The sequence below is a fragment of the Paraburkholderia sp. WC7.3g genome (assembly GCF_050436345.1).
Classification (GTDB): domain Bacteria; phylum Pseudomonadota; class Gammaproteobacteria; order Burkholderiales; family Burkholderiaceae; genus Paraburkholderia; species Paraburkholderia podalyriae.
The window spans coordinates 151,060-171,231 of record NZ_JBNDMA010000003.1; the positions used below are offsets into that span (position 1 = coordinate 151,060).

The 20,172-nt window shown below is 63.3% G+C and carries 13 protein-coding genes and 5 pseudogenes; 5 read left to right on the top strand and 13 right to left on the bottom strand.

The features are described 5' to 3' along the window. Window positions 1-365: 365 nt before the first annotated feature. Entirely contained in the window at window positions 366-5,792 is a 5,427-nt protein-coding gene (locus OKW43_RS32015; protein WP_429452111.1) for an AAA family ATPase, read from the top strand. A gap of 101 nt (window positions 5,793-5,893) precedes the next feature. Here OKW43_RS32015 and OKW43_RS32020 read toward each other — a convergent pair. The 13 genes and pseudogenes from OKW43_RS32020 to OKW43_RS32080 all read right to left on the bottom strand — a co-directional run. Further along, window positions 5,894-6,106, bottom strand: a pseudogene (locus OKW43_RS32020) (DDE-type integrase/transposase/recombinase); the annotation flags it as partial. 279 nt (window positions 6,107-6,385) lie between these two features. Next, window positions 6,386-7,516, bottom strand: coding sequence for an IS110 family transposase (locus tag OKW43_RS32025; RefSeq protein ID WP_429448269.1), 1,131 nt, complete (start codon window positions 7,514-7,516; stop codon window positions 6,386-6,388). Between the two features lie 126 nt (window positions 7,517-7,642). After that, window positions 7,643-8,149 (bottom strand): annotated as a pseudogene (locus tag OKW43_RS32030) (IS6 family transposase); the annotation flags it as partial. Window positions 8,150-8,219: 70 nt separating this feature from the next. Then, a complete protein-coding gene (locus tag OKW43_RS32035; protein ID WP_312893014.1) occupies window positions 8,220-9,050 on the bottom strand; it encodes a GntR family transcriptional regulator in 831 nt (276 codons plus the stop codon). After that, window positions 8,953-9,459, bottom strand: coding sequence for an oxalurate catabolism protein HpxZ (hpxZ, locus tag OKW43_RS32040; RefSeq protein ID WP_429452113.1), 507 nt, complete (start codon window positions 9,457-9,459; stop codon window positions 8,953-8,955). Before hpxZ ends, OKW43_RS32035 begins: the two co-directional genes overlap by 98 nt. Beyond that, window positions 9,456-10,121: a cysteine hydrolase family protein gene (locus tag OKW43_RS32045; protein ID WP_187639349.1), complete on the bottom strand. Its 666-nt coding sequence runs from the start codon at window positions 10,119-10,121 to the stop codon at window positions 9,456-9,458. The genes hpxZ and OKW43_RS32045 overlap by 4 nt, the downstream gene beginning before the upstream one ends. Window positions 10,122-10,126: 5 nt before the next feature. Beyond that, window positions 10,127-11,125 (bottom strand): formamidase, encoded by a 999-nt coding sequence (locus OKW43_RS32050; RefSeq protein ID WP_429452114.1) that lies wholly within the window; start codon window positions 11,123-11,125, stop codon window positions 10,127-10,129. A 3-nt stretch (window positions 11,126-11,128) separates the two neighbouring features. Then, window positions 11,129-12,763 carry an ABC transporter ATP-binding protein gene (locus OKW43_RS32055; RefSeq protein ID WP_429452115.1) on the bottom strand — a complete coding sequence of 545 codons (1,635 nt, stop codon included), beginning with the start codon at window positions 12,761-12,763 and terminating at the stop codon, window positions 11,129-11,131. A gap of 2 nt (window positions 12,764-12,765) precedes the next feature. Continuing rightward, entirely contained in the window at window positions 12,766-13,458 is a 693-nt protein-coding gene (gene biuH / locus OKW43_RS32060; protein ID WP_429452117.1) for a biuret amidohydrolase, read from the bottom strand. 46 nt (window positions 13,459-13,504) lie between these two features. Continuing rightward, a complete protein-coding gene (locus OKW43_RS32065; RefSeq protein ID WP_429452119.1) occupies window positions 13,505-14,431 on the bottom strand; it encodes an ABC transporter permease in 927 nt (308 codons plus the stop codon). Beyond that, complete coding sequence (locus tag OKW43_RS32070; RefSeq protein ID WP_429452121.1) at window positions 14,424-15,557, bottom strand: ABC transporter permease; 1,134 nt, start codon at window positions 15,555-15,557, stop codon at window positions 14,424-14,426. The genes OKW43_RS32065 and OKW43_RS32070 overlap by 8 nt, the downstream gene beginning before the upstream one ends. A 44-nt stretch (window positions 15,558-15,601) precedes the next feature. Beyond that, complete coding sequence (locus OKW43_RS32075) at window positions 15,602-16,699, bottom strand: BMP family ABC transporter substrate-binding protein (RefSeq protein ID WP_429452123.1); 1,098 nt, start codon at window positions 16,697-16,699, stop codon at window positions 15,602-15,604. A gap of 63 nt (window positions 16,700-16,762) precedes the next feature. Beyond that, window positions 16,763-17,704, bottom strand: a pseudogene (locus OKW43_RS32080) (allophanate hydrolase-related protein); the annotation flags it as partial. Window positions 17,705-17,768: 64 nt separating this feature from the next. Here OKW43_RS32080 and OKW43_RS32085 point away from each other — a divergent pair. The 4 genes and pseudogenes from OKW43_RS32085 to OKW43_RS32100 all read left to right on the top strand — a co-directional run. Beyond that, the gene (locus tag OKW43_RS32085; protein WP_429452125.1) at window positions 17,769-18,491 is read left to right on the top strand and encodes an IS6 family transposase; all 723 of its coding nucleotides are present in this window, start codon (window positions 17,769-17,771) and stop codon (window positions 18,489-18,491) included. 319 nt (window positions 18,492-18,810) lie between these two features. After that, window positions 18,811-19,017, top strand: a pseudogene (locus OKW43_RS32090) (FAD-dependent oxidoreductase); the annotation flags it as partial. Between the two features lie 183 nt (window positions 19,018-19,200). After that, entirely contained in the window at window positions 19,201-19,374 is a 174-nt protein-coding gene (locus OKW43_RS32095; protein ID WP_429452578.1) for a hypothetical protein, read from the top strand. Window positions 19,375-19,858: 484 nt separating this feature from the next. Beyond that, window positions 19,859-20,071, top strand: a pseudogene (locus OKW43_RS32100) (dihydrodipicolinate synthase family protein); the annotation flags it as partial. Between the last annotated feature and the right edge of the window lie 101 nt (window positions 20,072-20,172).

A 20,172-nucleotide genomic window follows, 5' to 3' on the forward strand; every position in this document is an offset into this window, starting at 1 on the left:
AGGTTAATACGTTCACATTCAGTTCCGCGGCAACCGTCCCTGCGACCTTCGCCAGCGCCTGCTCCCTGAATTCGACAGAATACGTCTGTTTGGCCTTCAACCTGCACGTCTGAGTTCTTCAAGCTAAGAATTCAGAGCCGACATCTGTGTGACGCCGGGGTGTCCAAGGTGTACGCTGATGCTTGACTTCTGCTGCGCGCCTTGCTGACCATGGCGATGCCGTGTTGTAATTTGATTTTCCAGTGCACCCTGCGAGTTGAGACGGGCGCATGTTGGCGTCCCCTCCTTAACCCAATGACAAACAGCAGTCTGACCATGACTGCAGCGGGCGGCAGATGAACCCCCCTCCTATGGTTCCGGCGCCGATGGGTAACAGCCTCCAGGTCTTGTGGGAGGATGACGAGCGCGTCTTCTGTCGAGGGCGGCGCCAGGGCGATGGCGGCGACAACGTACTGATTGCGCGGCCCGCTGCCGAGCACCCATCACCCGTCAGCCTGGATCGCCTCGCTCACGAATTTGGACTGAAGGATGAACTGGACGGCGCGTGGGCAGTGCGACCGCTGGAGCTGGTGCACGAAGGCGGCCGGACCCTGCTGGTCCTCGAGGATCCGGGCGGTGAGCCACTCGAGCGGCTACTCGGCGCGCCCATGGAGGTAGGGCGTGTTGTAGGCCTCGCCGTCGGCATCGCCGCGGCGCTGGGCAAGCTCCACCAGCGCGGCCTCGTCCATAAGGACCTCAAGCCCGCCCATGTCCTGGTGAACTGCGCGGACGGACAGGTGCGACTCACCGGGTTCGGTATTGCCTCGCGGCTGCCGCGCGAGCGGCAGCCGCCCGAGCCGCCCGAAACCATCGCCGGCACGCTCGCCTACATGGCGCCCGAGCAGACCGGACGGATGAATCGCTCGATCGACGCCCGCAGCGACCTCTATGCGCTCGGTGTCACGCTCTATCAGATGCTCACCGGCGCGCTGCCGTTTACGGCCGCCGACCCCATGGAATGGGTGCACTGCCATATCGCCCGAAAGCCGGTGCCGCCCAACGAACGGGTGGAGACGGTCCCGGCTCAGCTCTCCCACGTTGTCATGAAGCTGCTCGCCAAGACCGCCGAGGAGCGCTACCAGACCGCCGCCGGCGTCGAGCGCGACCTGCGACGCTGCCTGGCCGATTGGGAGCGTCAGCACCGCATCGATGCCTTCCCGCTGGGCGAACACGACACGCCCGACCGGCTGCTGATCCCTGAAAAGCTGTATGGGCGAGCACGCGAGGTCGATACCCTGGTTGCCGCGTTCGATCGGGTCGTCAAGCGCGGCGCGCCCGAACTGGTGCTCGTCTCCGGCTATTCCGGCATCGGCAAGTCGTCCGTCGTCAATGAACTGCACAAGGTGCTGGTGCCGTCGCGCGGGCTCTTCGCCTCCGGCAAGTTCGACCAGTACAAGCGCGACATTCCCTATGCGACGCTGGTCCGGGCGTTTCAAGGCCTGGTGCGGCCGCTGCTCGGCAAGCGAGACACGGAGCTGGCGAGCTGGCGTGATGCCCTTCTGGAAGCGCTGGAGCCCAATGCGCGGCTCATGACCGACCTCGTCCCCGAACTGAAGCTCATCATCGGGGCCCCCCCGCCGGTCCCGGAGCTTGAGCCGCAGCAGGCACACAGCCGTTTCCAGCTCGTGTTCCGGCGCTTCATGGGTGTCTTTGCCCGACCCGAACATCCGCTGGCGCTGTTTCTCGACGATCTCCAATGGCTCGACGCGGCGACACTCGATCTGCTGGAGGATCTGCTGACCCGGTCTGACCTGCAGCATCTCATGCTGATCGGCGCGTATCGCGACAATGAAGTCGACGCCGCTCATCCGTTGACGCGCAAGCTCGATGCGATCCGCCTAGCAGGAGCGCAGGTGCAGGAGCTCACACTCGCGCCGCTCGCTCGCGAGCACTTGGAGCAGTTGATTGCGGATGCCCTTCACGGCGAGCCGGAACGCGCCGCGCCGCTGGCGCAGCTGGTCCATGCGAAGACCGCCGGCAATCCGTTCTTCGTGATTCAGTTTCTCTACGCGCTCGCCGAAGAGGGGTTGCTCCGCTTCGATCATGACGCGGCGTGCTGGCGCTGGGATCTCGCTCGCATTCATGCCCAGGGTTACACCAAGAATGTCGTGGACCTCATGGTTGGCAAGCTAACTCGCTTGCCAGTCGAAACGCAGCGGGCGTTGCTGCAGCTCGCCTGTCTCGGCAACGTCGCGGCGATCGCGATGCTTGCGATCGTTCTCGGAACTTCGACAAAGCAGGCCCACGCGTCGTTGTGGCCGGCGGTCCAGCAGGGACTGGTCGAGCGGCTGGAGGGCTCCTACAGGTTTGTTCACGACCGGATTCAGGAAGCCGCCTATTCGCTGATCCCGGAAGCCTCACGCGCCGAGGGCCATCTGCGGATCGGGCGGTTGCTCGCCGCGCAGACGCCGCCGGAGCAGCGGGAGGAGGCGATCTTCGAGATCGTGGGTCAGCTCAACCGCGGTGCCGCGCTGATCACCCAACAAGAGGAACGGGACCAACTTTCTGAGCTCAACCTGCTCGCGGGCCAGCGCGCCAAGGGGTCGACAGCCTATGCCTCGGCGCTCACCTATCTCGTCACCGGTGCTGAACTATTGGAGGACGATTGCTGGGAGCGCCGGCATGCGCTGATCTTTGCGCTGGAGCTGAACCGGGCTGATTGCGAATTCTTAACGGGCCAGTTATCTGTCGCTGAAGAGCGGTTGGCGGCGCTGTCTAGTCGCGCCACGACAACGGTCGAACAAGCCAAGATTGCATGCCTGCACATGGATGTCTGCACGACCCTGGATCAGAGCGGCCGCGCGGTCGCTGTGGGTCTTGACTACCTTCGGCTTGTCGGTATTGAGTGGTCACCCCATCCGCAAGATGACGAGGTGCGACGCGAATACGCGCGCGTCTGGTCACTGCTTCGGGGCCGGGCCATCGAGGATCTCATCGACCTGCCACTGATGAAGGACCCGGCCTCCCTCGCGACCGTCGCGCTTCTGAGTAAGCTCTTGCCGCCGGCCGTGTTTACCGATGCGAACCTGGCTTCCCTGGCGAACTGCAAGGCGGTCAGTCTAAGCCTCGAAGTCGGCAACTGCGATGCTTCATGCGTCGCCTATGTCATGCTCGCCAGGATCGCCGGACCGCGTTTCGGCGACTACCAGGCCGGATTCCGGTTCGGCCAGCTCGGCTTCGAGCTGGCCGAACGACGTGGACTAAAACGCTTCGAGGCGAGCACCTATCTTTGCTTCGCGGTTTTCGTCGTGCCCTGGATGAAACACGTGCGTGCTTGCTGTGATCTGCTGCGCCGCGCGTTCGACGCGGCGAACCGGATCGGAGACCTCACGCATGCAGCCTATTCGTGCGACGGTCTCAACTCGGACCTGCTCTTCGCCGGCGATCCTCTGCCCGAGGTGCAAGGCGAAGGCGAACGTGGCCTCGCGTTCGTCGAGAAGGCGCGCTTCGGCCTCGTCATCGACATCATCGCAGCGCGGCTCGCATTGATCCGGATGCTCCGTGGCTTGACGCTGAAATTCGGCTGCCTTGACGACGGGCAGTTCAATGAGCTTCGTATCGAACAGCATTTGTCCAGCAATCCGGCCTTGAAGCTGGCTGCGTGTGGGTACTGGATTCGGAAATTGCAGGCGCGCTATATGGCCGGCGACTATGCGGCGGCCATGGACGCCGCATCGAAGGCGCAACGGCTGCTCTGGATCTCATCCGCGCACCTCGAGGATGCCGACTATCACTTTTACGCCGCACTGGCCCGAGCCGCCTGGTGCGCCTGCGCACCAGCCGAGGAGCGACCGCAGCACCTGGACGCTGTGGCTGCGCATCACAGGCAACTGGAGATCTGGGCGGAAAACTGTCCGGAGAATTTCGAGAACCGCGCCGCGCTGGTCGGTGCGGAAGTCGCTCGCCTGGAGGGGCGCAATTTCGATGCTGAGCGTCTGTACGAACAGGCTATTCGCTCGGCCCAGGCAAACGGCTTTGCTCACAATGAGGCGCTCGCCAATGAACTTGCGTCCCGCTTCTACGCGGCACACGGTTTTGAGAAAATTGCCCGTGTGTATTTGCAGGACGCCTGCTACTGCTACCTGCGTTGGGGAGCCGACGGGAAGGTACGGCAACTCGAGGAAGCGTATCCGCACCTTAGGACTGGAAAGTCCGCGCCCGCCCCGACGAGCACAATCGCGACGACGGTTGAACACCTCGACCTCGCCACTGTGATCAAGGTGTCGCAGGCTGTGTCGGGCGAGATCGCGCTGGACAAGCTGATCAAGACGCTCATGCGCACGGCGATTGAACAGGCCGGCGCCGAGCGCGGCCTGTTGATTCTGCCACGCTGCGGTGAGCAGCGCATCGCTGCAGCAGCTACGACCGGCGGCGACACGTTCAACGTGCAGCTGTACGACGAGCCCGTCACCGCGACGGTGCTGCCGGAGTCGGTCCTTCACTATGTCCTGCGCACCCGGGAGAGCGTCATGCTCGACGATGCCGCAGCCGAGCCCCCGTTTGCTTCCGATCCTTACATCCGTGGGCAACGCGCCCGTTCCATTCTCTGCCTGCCCCTGATGAATCAGGCGAAGCTCATCGGTGCGCTGTACCTCGAAAACAATCTGACCACGCGCGTCTTCGCGCCGGCCCGGATTGCGGTGCTTCGGCTCCTTGCTTCCCAGGCGGCGACTTCGCTCGAGAATACCCGCTTGTACCGCGAACTCGAACAACGCGAAGCGAAGATCCGGCGCCTTGTCGACGCCAACATCATCGGTATTTTCATATGGGATCTCGATGGTCACGTTCTCGAGGCCAACGACGCGTTTCTGCGCATCGTGGGATACGAGCGCGAGGACCTCATGGCGGGCCGGCTACGCTGGATGGACCTCACGCCACCAGAATGGCTCGCCCGTGACCTGAGTCAATGGATACCACAACAGAAAGTGACTGGGCGCCTGGAACCGTTCGAAAAGGAGTACTTCCGGAAAGACGGCAGCCGCGTGCCCGTGCTGATCGGCGTCGCCACGTTCGACGAGGGCGGAAACGAGGGTGTCGCTTTCGTGCTCGACCTGACGGACCGCAAGAAAGCAGAGCACCGCTTGCGCGAGTCCTACGAGATGCTGCGGGAACTCACCTCCCGTCGCGAGACGGCTCGGGAGGAAGAGCGCAAGCACATTGCTCGGGAAATGCACGACGAACTGGGGCAACACCTCACCGCGCTTCGTATGAGGGCGTCGGTATTAGCTATGCAGTTTGGCGACGGCCACCCTCAGCTCGTCGAACAGGCCCGGGGATTGACCTCCCTGGTGGACACCACCATGCAGGTTGTCCGAGGCGTCATCGCGTCGCTACGCCCTGCTGCACTCGACGCAGGCATTGTGGCTGCGCTCGAGTGGCTCGCTGCCGAATTCAACCGGAATCCGTGCACGGTGTGTCGCCTCCGCGTGCAGGACGAGACTCTCGTGCTGAGCGAGGACCGCGCTATCGTGCTGTTTCGCGTCGCCCAGGAGGCGCTGACCAATGTTGCCCGTCACGCTGCGGCCACGCAGGTCACCATCACGCTCGAGCGAACGCCGGATGCCTGTCTGCTGGAAGTACGGGATGACGGAAAAGGATTCGATCCTCTGGCGACCAGAAAGAGATCGTTCGGACTGGCGGGGATGGAGGAGCGCGTCCTGATGCTGGGTGGCCAAATCAATCTTGTCAGTTCGCCGGGAAACGGCACTACGATCAAGGTATGTCTTCCCGTTCATAAGGGTGTGCCAACGTAGTCGTCCAGAACCGGTTTCAAAAAGACTCCCGAGGGGCTACTAAACAGGGCTCCGGTGCAAATAGACGGTCTGGACGAGATTTCTGTAGAACGGAGACCTCATCAAGCAGACAGCACGGCCTTCCAAACTGCGGGCGCAGCGGTATCTTTGAGGTCGAGCTTCGCGAGGCTGAATTGGCCTTTGCGAATACGATGTACCAATTCGATACCTGAGAGAGTGATCGCTGCGTTCCTGAAACGTTTGAAACCGAGCATGACTTTCGTCCGGGACTTGATATTGCGGTGGTCCTGCTCGACCAGATTATTGAGATATTGATATGACTTTCCATGTCAATCGCGATGTTGATTTTTCGCTTTTTCATAGGCGCGAGAATTCCCTGAGGGCGGCGTAGCAGTAAGGTCGACGGTGGATCACACTGATATCCGCGGATTGGCTACCGCATTACAGAGGTCCGCCTCATGAGCCTGCCGCTGTCTTGGGCCGCAAATTGGTGATGCCCGTTGCGAAATATCTTCGCGGGTTACTCGAGTGCCGGGCTACGCCGCCTTCAGGAAACTCCTCCACTTGTTGTCTTGCGTTGAGTGGCGGGCGGCTTACGCGGTCTGTGCGCTGCGTGACGTGGCAAGCGACATCGCCAGGCGGCTGATGTCCCAGATGAAGCCCGCTAGTTCACGGGCGACGGCGACCGTCGCGATATTGACGTGTTTGCCGCGCACTGCCAGCTTCCGGTATCGCCGGCACAACCGGACCTGCGCGTCCCAGGCGCGATCGATAATGGCCTTCGGAATACCTTCGTGCCGACGCTGGATGTCGCGGCTCACGCGCGCAGGATGCCGGTAGCTCCAGGCCGCCTCGACCAGCAGCTTTCTGGCGTAGCTGTTGCCGGTCTTGGTGATGCTACCCCGACGTCGCTTGTCGCCCGAGGAATGTTCCGACGGCGTCACCCCCAGCCATGCCATCAGTTGACGTGGATGTTCGAAGCGTGACAGGTCGCCCAGTTCCGACAGTATCCCGACGGCCGTGACGAACTGCACGCCCCGCATCGCCTGCAGTCCCAGCAGGGCTGGATAAAACCGCCAGTTGACGACTGCCTCGCGTAGCGCTGCTTCGAGGCGATCACACTGCGCGAGTCGGTCCTCGATCGTGCGCCGGTGTTCGTCAAACGCCAGTTGCCGCCACGGGTGCCCGAATGAATATGCGCTGAGCCAGCGCCGATGGGCGGCGCCCCAGTTCGCGTTCCCGGTATAGTGCACGCCATGCGAGAGCAGGAACGACTTCAGCCGCTGCCGCGCCTGCTTCAGATCGTCTCTGGCACCGGCCCATGCCCGCGCCAGATCCCGGAATGCCTCATCCTCGACGCCCGGGACATAGACCGCTGACAGGTCACCGGCGCGCAGCGCTCGCACCAGTTTGATCGCATCGCGCCGATCCGTCTTCACGCGCTCGCCGGGCTTCTTCGGAATCAGCGATGGTGCACACACGATGCAGTCGAATCCCTTCTGGACGAGCTGCCGGTAAAGCCCATAACCACACGGACCCGCTTCGTAGACGATGCGTACGTGTCGCCCTTTTGACTGCAGGCGCCTGCACAGGCGGTCGATATCTGCCTTCGTCGTACCGATCTTGCCAAGCAGTTCCACCTCGCCCATGCCGATCGCGTAGGCGACCGTGATTGAATCCTTGTGAACATCCAGACCGACGTACACCGTGCTATCGTTTTCCATGCTGGCCTCCGTGCCGGAAATCGCCGGGTGTGGCGCTGTCCACACCGTGCGGCTCTGGCAGCAATGCTAACCCGCGTCTGATTCGTCACGGCTGGCCAGCCCCTGCCTCACGGAAAGTCATACTGCCTTCGAGGATCGGACCTTCGTGTCCTCAGGCAGCAAGCCATCGACCTGCATTTCGCGCGCAGCGCGATGCGAGGCCGCATAACCATCGAGCGTGATGGTCTTCGGTGGCTGCCCCTGATGCTTGATTGCCTTTTTGAAAAAGGCTTTTGCCGCCTTCACGTCGCGCCTGGCGCTGAGCATGAAGTCTACCGTCTGGCCTGCCCGATCCACCGCCCGATAAAGATAGACCCACTTGCCGCGCAGTTTGAGGTAAGTCTCGTCGACGCGCCACGACTGGCCAGTGGGCCTGCCAAAGCGGTTCCACCGTTTGACGAACTCCGGCGCATAGCGCCGCACCCAGCGCAGGATCGTCGTGTGCGCCAGCGAGAGACCTCGTTCCGCCATCATTTCGACCAGATCGCGCAGGCTAAGCTTGTAGCGCAAATACCAGCGAACACACAGAATGATCACTTCACGGTCAAAGTGACGGCCTGCGAACAGTTCGTCCAGGCTCTTCAGTTTGCTCATCGTCGGCTCTCAATTTGTTCAGTCCGACACCTTAACCGATTCGCACGCGCGCTATTTGCACCGGAGCCCCTCAACTCACAAACGGCAACTTGCTGTCCCGCGCCTGCGCGAGCATCGAAACAGTGATCTTGCGGACTTCGAGCTTGCTCTGCGTCACATGCGCGCGCAGCATAATGCCTGCTTCGGCGAGCTTTCCGCGTTCGATCAGCGTGAGCATCGTGGCGTGCTCGTCGTAGGTTGCGTCGGTGCGATGCGGCTTCAGGAAATCGAGGCGTCGCACGATGCGAATGCGCTCGGTCACTTCGTTATGCACGCGTAGCATTTCGGTGTTGCCCGCGGCTTCCACCAGCCCGCGATGAAAACCTTCGTCGAGCCGGAACATGCGCGCCGGATCGGTCTCGCGTGCGTCACGCGGCACGCACCAGATGGCCTTGAGCGCGTCGATCGCGCGATTGTTCGAGCCGCTCGTCACGCGCTCTATAGCAGCCAGTTCGAGCACGATGCGCAGGTCGTACAGCTGGTCAAGCCGCTCGAAGTCGATGTTGCACACTTTCCAGCCGCGCCGGAAGCCGACTTCCAGATAGCCTTCGCGTAGCAGACGGAACAGCGCGTCGCGCATCGGTGTGCGCGACACGCCGTAATGCTGCGCGATGTCAGTCTCCGAGAAGCGATCGCCCGGAAACAGCCGGAAGTCGAAAATGTCCTGCTTGAGTTGCAGGTACACCTGCTCGGCAAGCGGGTTCGCGCCATAGACGATTTTCGACGCATCAGGCGCCACGTCGTCGGATTCGTCGATCGGGTCTTTAGCTTCGGTCAGCCGTTTGGGTTTGATGACCAGTCTCCTGCAAATCGTCCCGGCATTGTCCGCGTTTCCCGTGGGCGGCTTGCACGTCGGGTTGATCGGGCGCATCGATCAGACTGACGTGCGCAGCAACGACGATCCAGCCGCCGAACGGCGCATCGTGCGCGCCAAGCCGCGCCCACGACTGCATCTGACGGCCGACGAGCGGCGTGGCGTCGCTGGTGAACGTGGTGCTGACCGTCGCATAGTCGCGGCCGAACGTCGTCACGACCGTGCGATGCCGTCTGCGCGAAGCCGGCACCGGCACGCACGATTCCCGCCACGCGCGAATCTCCTCGCCGCCGTGCTGGATTTCTGCAATTCCATAGCGTACCGTTTCCGGAGCGTCCCAGAACAACGCGTTCATCGCGTCGACGTCGTTATCGACCAGCGCGCGTTCGTAGGCTTCGAACACGGCGGTCACTTCGGCGACGATCGCCGGGTCGTTGATGACAGGCGGTGTGGTCAAGCGTCGGCCTCCAGCAATTGTTCGAGCGTCGCAGTCCAGCCGACGATGCCGCCTTGCGAACGGATCATCGCGAGCGTTGCTTCCTTGAACGCGGGAATGTAGCTCGCGGTCGCGTCTTCGATCACGAGACAGTCGTAACCGCGATCATTCGCTTCGCGCATCGAGGTCTGTACGCACACTTCAGTCGTTACGCCCGCAAACACGAGATGCGTGATGCCGCGCATCGCAAGCTCTTCGCCGAGCCGCGTCGCGTAGAACGCCCCCTTGCCCGGCTTGTCGATCACCAGTTCACCGTCAATCGGCGCGAGCGCGTCGATGATTGCATTACCCGGTTCGCCTCGCACGAGTATGCGTCCCATCGGCCCTTTGCCGCCGATGCGCGCGCTCGGCTGCCCACGCAGACGTTTCGCCGGCGGACAATCGGACAGATCAGGCACGTGCGATTCGCGCGTGTGCACAACGTGCCAGCCGTGGGTGCGCGCATGCGCGATCAGCCGCGCGACATCCGGGACGATGTCCGCGAGCAGCGACACGTCGTTGCCGAGCGCCGCGCCGAATCCGCCCAGCTCGATGAAATCGCGTTGCATGTCGATCACGACGAGCGCCGTCTTCGACGGCTCGAACGCGAACGGCGACGGTAACGCCTGGTTGACGGTCGGCATGGCAGTCAACCCTTGTAAATGCGTTCCGGCGGTGCGAAGCCGCAAGGAGTGCCATCGGTCACGCGCACCTCGGCCTCCCAAGGCAAACGATATTCGCCGCGCACCATGTCATGCATGAACGTATAGGGGCAATCCTGCGCGCCGCCCTTCACCGCAACGTAGCCGCGGTGTCCGAACTGATAGATGTTGTTTTCGACGCCCCAATGGATACGCGCCTCGCGCACGAGATCGGGCCGCATCTCGCAGACGATGACCTCGTCCGGGCGATGACTGCCCTCCACCATCACCGTTCCGTCGAAATCGCAGAACATGCCCTCGCCCATCGAATCGAACGTGCCGTCGCTGCCGCACAGACAGACGCTCGCCGTCTGCGCGAGATTCTGGAACGCGTTCGACTGATTGGTGATGCGCCACGCGTGGCGGATCGGCGCGGTGTATCCCGCCGTGCGCAGAATCACTTCTGCGCCCTTGTAGGCGGCTTCGCGCGCCATCTCCGGAAACATGCCGTCGTGGCAGATGATGAGGCCGAGCTTCACGCCGCGCGGCCCGGTGCAGACCGGCACGCCGAGATTGCCCGGCTCCCACGGCTCGACCGGCACCCACGGATGCAGCTTGCGGTAGTAAAGCTGGATCACGCCTTGGTCGTCGATGATCAATCCGCTGTTGTATGGATTGCCGCCTGGATTGCGCTCCATGATCGAAAAGCAGCCCCAGATGCGGTGCTCAACGCACGCCGCCTTGAACGCGGCCACTTCGGGGCCGTCGAGGCTGCACATGATGGCGTCGTCGGTGCGCATGGAAAGGCCATGCAACGCGTATTCCGGAAACACGACGAGATCCATCGCCGCGTTGTTGCGCCGCGCTTTGCCGACCAGTTCGACCACGCGCTGCGTCTGCGCCGCGAGCTGCGCGGGCGTTTCTACATTGGGATTCTGCAATTGCACGAGGCCGATTACGACGCCCGCGGGCGAGCGGTTCAATCCGCCGAGTCCACTCGAACTCATCTGTCATGCTCCATGAAAGGCGGCGGCAGTGTCCGCCGCTTCGGGTTGCCGATCGTCGTTGTGGCCCGCCATGTGGCGCCCGAGCACCACGCGGTCCGCGTTTTCCACTGCGGTTTCGAAAACGAGCCGCCCTTCCGCGATTACTGCGATGCGGTCGGCCAGTTCCAGCAATTCGTCGAGGTCTTCGCTCACCAGCATCACCGCCGCGCCCGCGTCGCGCGCCGCGAGAATGCGCGCGTGTATATCGGCCACCGACGCGAAGTCGAGGCCGAACACCGGATTGGCGACGATCAGCACATCGACCGGCTGGCCGAGTTCGCGAGCCAGTACCGCGCGCTGCACGTTACCGCCCGACAGCGTGCCGATCGCGCGCTCCGGCACCGGCGGCCGCACGTTGAACTCGGCAACGCGCTTTTCGGCGCGTTCGCGTAACGCGCGACGGTTGAGCCGCCAGCCGCCCGCGCGCAACGGCGCGCGATCGAAGTCGCGCAACGCGAGATTTTCCGCGACGCTCAGATTCGCGACACACGCATTACGCAGCGGCTCCTCGGGCAACGCGAAGACTTTCAGGCGCGTCATCGATTCGCGCGTCGCGCGGTACGCTTCTCCCTTCACGCGCATGTCGCCCGATCGCACGCTCCGCTGGCCGACCAGCGCCTCGATAAGCTCCTTCTGGCCATTGCCCGACACGCCCGCCAGGCCGAGAATCTCGCCCGCGCGCACCGCGAGCGACGCATCGCGCACCGCCACGTGTCCGCGATCGTCCACCACCGTCAGCGCCGACAGTTCGAGCGCCACCGGCGCATCGGCGACAAGCGGCCGGCGCGCAGGCCGAACGTCGTCGATGCCGGCTGTCGCGCGCGCGTCGAAACCGGCGTCGCTGCCCATCATCCACGATGCGAGGCGGTCGCGGTCGGTGTCGCGCACCGCGCAACTGCCGACTAAGCGGCCCTTGCGCAGGACCGTGACGTCGTCCGCGTAGGCCATCACTTCGCGGAATTTGTGCGTGATCATCAGCACGGTGAGTTCGCTGCGCGTCGCGAGATCGCGCATGAGGCCCAGCACTTCGTCCGCTTCCTGCGGCGTCAGCACCGAGGTCGGTTCGTCGAGAATCAGGAAGCGCTGACGCAGATACAGTTGCTTCAATATTTCGAGCTTCTGCTTTTCGCCGGCCGCGAGACTCGACACCGGCGTGTCGAGTGCGAGCCGGAACGGCATGCCGCGCATGAACGCGCCGAGCGCCTTGCGTTCGGCTTGCCAGTCGATTTTCCACGGCATCCGGCCACGCGCGAGAAGCAGGTTCTCTTCCACCGACAAACCCGCCGCCAGCGTGAAATGCTGGTACACCATGCCGATGCCGAGCGCCTGGGCATCGCGGGGCGAAGCAATGCGCACTTCGCGGCCGTCCGCGGCGATCTGGCCGCTGTCGAGCACGCCATAACCGACGAGACCTTTCACGAGCGTGCTCTTGCCCGCGCCGTTCTCGCCGAGCAGCGCGTGCAGCGTGCCTGCGCGCACCTTCAGCGTCACGTCGTCGAGCGCGCGGAAAGCACCGAAGCGCTTGCTCGCGCCGAGCACCTCGATGCCGAGCGCGCCGGTGTGTGACAGCAGCGGTTTCATGCTGGCGAGCGTCGACATGATCAGCGTCCGAGCGCCGCAATCAGCGCGCTGGAATCCGACACCGTGCCGAACACACCGCCCTGCATCAGCACCATGTTCAGTGCCGCGTCGTGATTGCCCTTGTCGGTCGCGCCGCAGCAGTCGGCGAGAACCGTGCATTCGAAGCCGCGGTCGTTCGCTTCGCGCATCGTCGTATGCACGCACACGTCGGTCGTGATGCCGGTCAGCACCAGATTGACGATGCCGCGCGTGCGCAGAATGAGTTCGAGATCGGTGGCGCAGAACGAGCCCTTGCCCGGCTTGTCAATGACGATCTCGCCCGGCAGCGGCGCGAGCTCGTCGATGATGTCCCAGCCCGGTTCGCCGCGCACGAGGATCTTGCCGCACGGACCGTCGTCGCCGATGCCGATGCCGTCCGTGCCCGCGCGGCGGCTGCGCCAGCGCTTGTTGGCGGGAAGATCCGACAGATCGGGCCGGTGTCCTTCGCGGGTATGGATGATGGTGAAACCCTGCTCGCGCATCGTTGCCAGCACGCGGCTGATCGGTTCGATCGGCGCGCGCGTCAGCGACAGGTCGTAGCCCATCTTGTCGACATAGCCGCCGATGCCGCAGAAGTCCGTCTGCATGTCGATGATGATGAGCGCCGTATTGTCGGCGCAAAGCGCGCCGTCGTAGGGCCACGGATACGGTCGGGCTTCGATGAAACGGGTCATGTCGGACTCCGGTGAGACGAAAAGTAGGTGGATCGCTTCGGCGGTTTCAGCGCGTGAGACTCAGTTCGCCGGGCGCACCTGCGAGCGTTCGATCCGGCCGGCAGTTGACGATCATGATTGCGAGCGTGAGCACGTACGGCGCGGCGTTGAACAGGTAGTAGCCGCTCGTTACGCCGATCGCCTGCAGCGCGGGGCCGAGTGCGCCGGCCGCGCCGAACAGCAGCGCCGCCCACAGACAGCGCAGCGGCTGCCAGCGCGCGAAGATCACGAGCGCGACGGCCATCAACCCCTGACCGCTCGACAGTCCTTCGTTCCAGCTGCCCGGATAAACGAGCGACAGATACGCGCCGCCGACGCCCGCGAAAAATCCGCCGACCGCCGTCGCCGCGATGCGTACGCGCGTGATCGGATAGCCCATCGCCCGCGCGCTCTCCGCGTTTTCGCCGACGAGCCGCAGCGTCATGCCCCAGCGTGTGGAGCGCAAACCCCATTGCAGAACGAACGCAAGCACGACGCCGATCAGGAAGAGTGGATTCACATGCAGCGCGTTATGCAATTGCGGCGATGCGCTCCACGCGCCGAAGTCGAACGAGCGCAGCATCGCCGCCTGCGGCTCGATGAACGGCTTGCCGAGATAGAACGCGAGGCCGGTGCCGAACAGCATCAACGCGATACCGAACGCGATGTCGGACACGCGCGGCAGCGAGCAGGCGAGTCCGTGCAGGCAGCCGAGCAGCAGGCCCGCGCATCCGGCAATCAGCACGCCCAGCCACGGCGAACCGGTCAGGTACGAGCCTGCGTAACCGCTCATCGCGCCCGACACGAGAATGCCTTCGAGCCCGAGATTCACGCGACCGCCCTTCTCGGTCAGGCATTCACCGAGGCTCACGAAAAGATACGGCGTGCTGACGCGAATCGCGCCCGCAAAGAGCGAGAGCAGCAACACGGCAACGGGCGAGTGCAGATCAAGCATGAGTTTGCTCCAGCGGATGCGGCAGTCCGGATTGCGCGACCGCCTGCAACTTCACGCGCCACGCGGCGAGCCGGCCGCCGAGCGCCTCCCACGCGAGCAGGTTTGCGAACAGCAGCCCTTGCAAGACGAGCGTCGTTGCGTCGGGCAGATCGAGGCGGCGTTGCAGCAGACTGCCGCTCGCCTCGATGCCGCCGATCATCAGCGCGCACGCGATGATCGCGAGCGGATTCTGCCGTGCAGCGAATGCGACGAGGATGCCCGCGTAGCCGTAACCCGCGAGCAGCGACGCGTTCGCGCTGTCCTGCACCGCCGAGACTTCGAACATGCCGGCGAGTCCCGCGGCGCCGCCGCCGAGCACGCATGCGGTCAACGCGAGCGAGTTGACTGGCAGGCCGACGAGGCGCGCGGCGCGCGCGTTGCCGCCCGTCACGCGCATCGCGAAACCCTTGGTGCTGTGACGCACGAAGATCCACGCGCCGACGCACGCGAGCGCGCCCCAGAAGAGTCCCCAATGCACATCGAGTCCGGGCAGCGAGCCGACCGTGAACGCATCGGGCAGCGGCAGCGTCGACGGCTTGTTCAGGCTCGCCGGATCGCGCAACGGCCCTTCGACAAGATGCTTGAACAACGCAATCGCGATATACGACATCAGCAGCGAGCTGATGGTCTCGTTCACGCCGCGCCACTGCCGCAGCGCGCCGACCGTGCCGATCCACGCACCGCCGACGATCATGCCCGCCAGCGCCATCGCGGGCGTCGCGACGAACCACGGCGTGCCGTGCGGCAGCAGTTGCGGCGTGACGGCCGCAGCGAGTCCGCCGAGCGCGAGCGCGCCCTCGCCGCCGATCACGATCAGGCCGACCTGCGCAGGCAGCGCCACGCACAGCGCGGTGAGCATCAACGGCGCGGCGCGCAGCAGCGTGCTCTGCCACGCGAACGCCGAGCCGAATGCGCCTTGCGCGATCAGCACGATCGCGTCGCCCGCGGGCTGGCCCTGCACGAGCAGAAAGATCGCGAACAGCAGCAGCGTGCCGGCGACCGCCGCGAGCGTCGGCAGTGCGGGCAGCACGCCGAGCAGCGCGCGGGCAATGCCGGGCGACGTCACCGTGGAAGCATGAGCACGCATGGTCTCTCCTTCAGTTGCGCGAATTGCGCTGTCAGCACGCTGGATCAGATCTGGCCCACCACACCCGCGACGAGATAGTTCATGCTCTCGAGCGTGATATCGGTCTGAGCGTAGACCGTGGAGGACGCGATCGCGGTGCCGCCCTTGTTGTCCTTCAGCGGGCCCTTGAAGATGACGAACTGGCCGGCCATCATCTGCGCCTTGACGGCGTCGGCTTTGGTCTTCGCGGCGGCCGTCACCCTGGCGCCATAGGGCGACATCTTCACGAAGCCTTCCTTGAGGCCGCCGCGCAGAATGTTCGGCTGCGGCGTGCCGGTCTGCGCGTCACTGACGAGCGTTTTGTACGGCGTCGCCCAGTCCCACTCGGCGCCCGTCAGATAGCCCTTCGGCGCGAGCGCCGCCTGGCTCGCGTGGTAACCACAGCTCATCGCGCCGCGCTTCTCCGCCGTTTCGATCACGACCTTCGGACCGTCGACGTGGCAGGTCAGCACGTCGCAACCCTGATCGACAAGACTGTTGGTCGCTTCGGCTTCCTTGACCGGCATCGACCAGTCGCCCGTGAAAATGACGTGTGTCGTGATGGACGGATCGACCGACTGCGCGCCGAGCGTGAACGCGTTGATGTTGCGCAGCACTTGCGGAATCGGTTTGGCCGCGACGAAGCCGAGCTTTTTGCTCTTGCTCATGTGGCCCGCGACGACGCCGTTCAGGTACTGGCATTCGTCGATGTAGCCGAAGTAGCTCGCGATGTTCGACGGGTTGCCCTGCTTCCAGAGGCCGCCGCAATGCGCGAAACGCACCTTCGGGTACCTGGCCGCCATCTTCAGCACGTGCGGATCGAAGTAGCCGAACGAGGTGGCGAAAACGAGCGTCGCGCCGTCCTGCTCGATCATTGCTTCCATCGACTTCTGCGCGGCCACCGTTTCGGGCACATTTTCTTCTTCGACCACCTTCATGTTCGGCATCTTTTTGATGACCGCGGCGGCCTGGGCCTGCGCCTGGTTGTAGCCATAGTCGCCCTTCGAGCCGACGTAGATCACGCCGACGGTGAGCTTTTCGGCAGCGAACACGCTTTCGAGCGGCAGCAGGCTGCCGAGCGCGAACGCGCCCGCCTGCTTGATGAAGTCGCGACGTTGAGTCATGGTGTAGTTTCCTTGAGTTGATCGATCACTGCGTTCTGAATGCTCGATTTCCGATGACGGGCATCAGGCGTTCGGCTGTGGCGCGCGGTGCGCGAGATACGCGCGCCAGCCGCCGTAAGCGGTAATGTCGAGGGCGCCCGCGTCGTGCGCGATCGCCGAGGGCTCACAGACGAAGCCCTTCACGCTGCGTCCGTCGATGGTCTCGAGCGTGCCGATGGCGAGCGGCGCGGGCACGGCGGCGACGAACGCGCCGAAGGTGCGCAGCGGCACTTCCCACAGTTCGATAGCGATGGCTTCGCCTCCTGCCGCGTCGTCCGTCCGGCGCACGAGGCCGGGTTTCGGCGGCAATGTGCCGGCGAGTGCATAGAGCCGGTAGTAAGGCGCAGTCGTCGTGGCTTCGACGAAGCGCGCGCCGGCTTGCAGCAGTTGCCAGTTCAACGGCTCGCCCCGCAGATGCGCACCGACCACGGCGAGCATGACGACCGGTTCCTGGATCGGCAGCGGCTGGCTCGCGATCGCGTCGGCATCGCGTTGCTCGACGGCTTCGCTGAACAGCGCCTGAATGCGCGCGCCGAGCACCGCGAGCTGCTGGTCCGCGCCCGATGGTCCGATCAGCGTCACGCCCGCAGGCAGACCGTCGGCGCGCGGCACGCCGGGCACGGCGAGCGCACACAGATCCAGCAGATTGACGAAGTTCGTATAGACGCCCAGACGGCTGTTCACCTCCACGGGATTGGCCTGCACGTCGGCGATGGTCGGGTGCGTCGGCGTGGTCGGCACGATCAGCACGTCCGCATGCTCGAAAAGCGCTGCAGCTTGGCGCGCCAGCCTCGCAAGCACGTACTGCCCGTCGAACGCGGCGGCCGCATCGAAACGCTCCGCCTGGCCGATCACCTTCGCGACGGTTGTGTCGATATCGTGGTGATGTGTCATAAAAAACGTGCCGAGCGCGGCGCGGCGCTCGGCCACCCACGGGCCGTCGTAAAGAAGCGCGGCGACCTGCTGGGCTCTGTCGCATTAACGCGGGGGAGGTAAACTTCGAGGCTGATGAAAACGCTTTGTTCGCACGATGAAGAAGACACTGACACCACGAACTACGCTTGCTCCGGCCATCGCCAAGGTTCTGAAGCGGCTGCACTATCCCCTTGAAGTGATGCTGCTGTGCGTGCGGTGGTACGTGGCCTACTCGCTGAGTCTTCGGAACCTTGAGGAAATGCTGGCTGAGCGTGACATTGACGTCGACCATTCGACGGTACATCGCTGGGTCATCAAGCTGGTGCCGCTGTTTGAAAAGACGTTTCGCAAGTACAAGCGTCCGGTCGGCAAGAGCTGGCGGGTTGATGAAACCTATATCAAGGTCAAGGGCTCGTGGAAATATCTTTACCGTGCGGTGGATAAGGCGGGCAATACCATTGACTTTCTGTTCAGAGCCAGGCGGGACAAGGCTGCTGCGCGACGCTTCTTCGAAAAGGCAATCGGTCAGAACGGTTCGCCCGAGACGGTGACCATCGACAAAAGCGGCTCCAATCTGGCCGCGCTTAACGCGGTGAATGCCGAGCGCAACATGCCCATCAAGGTTCGTCAGATCAAGTATTTGAACAACATCGTGGAGCAGGACCATCGGGCCATCAAACGCCGAACCCGACCGATGCTCGGATTCAAGGATTTCAACTGTGCGCGTGTCATTCTGAGTGGCATCGAATTAATGCACATGATCAAGAAAGGACAGCTGCAATGTTCTGGCAACAGTCCGCTGTCTGCCGCCCAGCAATTTTACTCGTTAGTTTCATAAGCTATCCTTCGCATATCGCCTTTGCTTGTCCTGCCTGCCTTAATGCGACGGAACCGTTGAAGATCTTGTGCAAGGCCAGCGTGGGGGGAGGTCCGCGACGGCCCAGGCTCAGATGCGGCCAGACAAATTGCTCGAACTGCTCCAGGCGCAATCTTGTTGGAATCTCTTGCCAGTATGGGCTTCGGGTCATTCGCTGCGTCCAGAAATCTGGACTTTAGCCGATCTGGCTACTCTGACCTGAAATCCAGTCCTGGCCCGGCTTGCAGACAAATTCCACGGCCGTCGAAAACCCGCAACCAGTTGCAGGACTGGTGTGCGCGTGGCGAGCGTCGACCGTCACGGCCTTGAGGACGCGGCCGGCAATTTCTATCCAGCGGATATCTGCGTCTGGGCTGCCGGCATCGAAGCCCCCGCATTTCTCAAGACTGTCGGGCTCGCGACAAACCACTTGAACCAGATCGTGGTCGATGCATTCCTTTGCAGCGACGATCAGCATGTGTTCGCGCTCGGCGACTGCGCTCAGGCACCATGGACAGCACAATCGAAGTTCGTGCCTGCTCGTGCACAGGCGGCACATCAACAGGCGAGGTACCTGTGCACGGAACTCGCATCACGGATTCAGGGGCGGCTGAGTCCTCAACGGCCGTTCGAATATCGCGACCGTGGGTCGCTCGTTTCAGTGGGACGCGCGGAAGGGGTAGGCAGCCTGATGGGCGTGCTGTCCGGGAAAGGCCTTTTCGTCGAGGGACAGCTTGCACGCGCGATGTATATGAGCCTGCATCTGATGCACCGCCAGGTTGTGATCGGCGCGCTGCCGACGATGCTGAGCGAGTTCGGCCGGTTGCTGCTTAAGCGAACCGCGCCGCACGTCAAACTTCATTGAATGCCACAGTGCCATCGCTCGTGATGGTCGGTCGCGCCGCCGGGCGGCACGGCTCGACCTCCCATCGTGCACGACTGTGTCGTAGCAGGGCACCGGAGTCGGATGCACGCGCCCGCTGAAGTGAGCATCGAGATTGTCGAACGTCAGGTCCGCCGTCGCCTGCCGGGTGGAGACGTGCCGCTCGCCATATGCGGAGTTAGCACGACGCTGTCGAGCCCCCGCAAATCCGGACACACGTCGGGCTCGTCGCGGAACCCGTCGAGCGACTTAAGGTCGTCACAAGAGCGATGAGCAACTGAAGTTGCTTCATGCGCAGCCTCGACATCAATACTTCGACAGTTGTTTTCATCGTTTGACCATGCTTGCAGCCCGAATCGGAAAAGTTATCTGATAAGAAAAAAGCTTTCAATATGCGGCTTCAAATTTTGGGGCGTATAGTCGGGCCAATCGTCAATTGCCGAAAAGTACACAGATGGAGGACTACATGGCAAGCGCAATCTACCGCGGCGTATTCCCGGTCGCGCCCATCGTGTTCGACGACAGGGGGTGCCTCGACCTTGATGGTCAAAAGCGTGCGATAGACTTCCTGATCGACGCCGGGTCCAATGGCATCTGTATTCTCGTGAACTTCTCCGAGCAATTCGTGCTGACAGACGAAGAGCGCACCTCCGTCCAGAACACTGTGCTCGAACACGTGTAGCTCGACCCACAGCGCAGCCTGCTCGACATCCAGACACGCCAGCTAAGCGCGAACGTGCAGTTGCTGCATGCGCTCGGCGGCGGATGGTCGCGCGATGA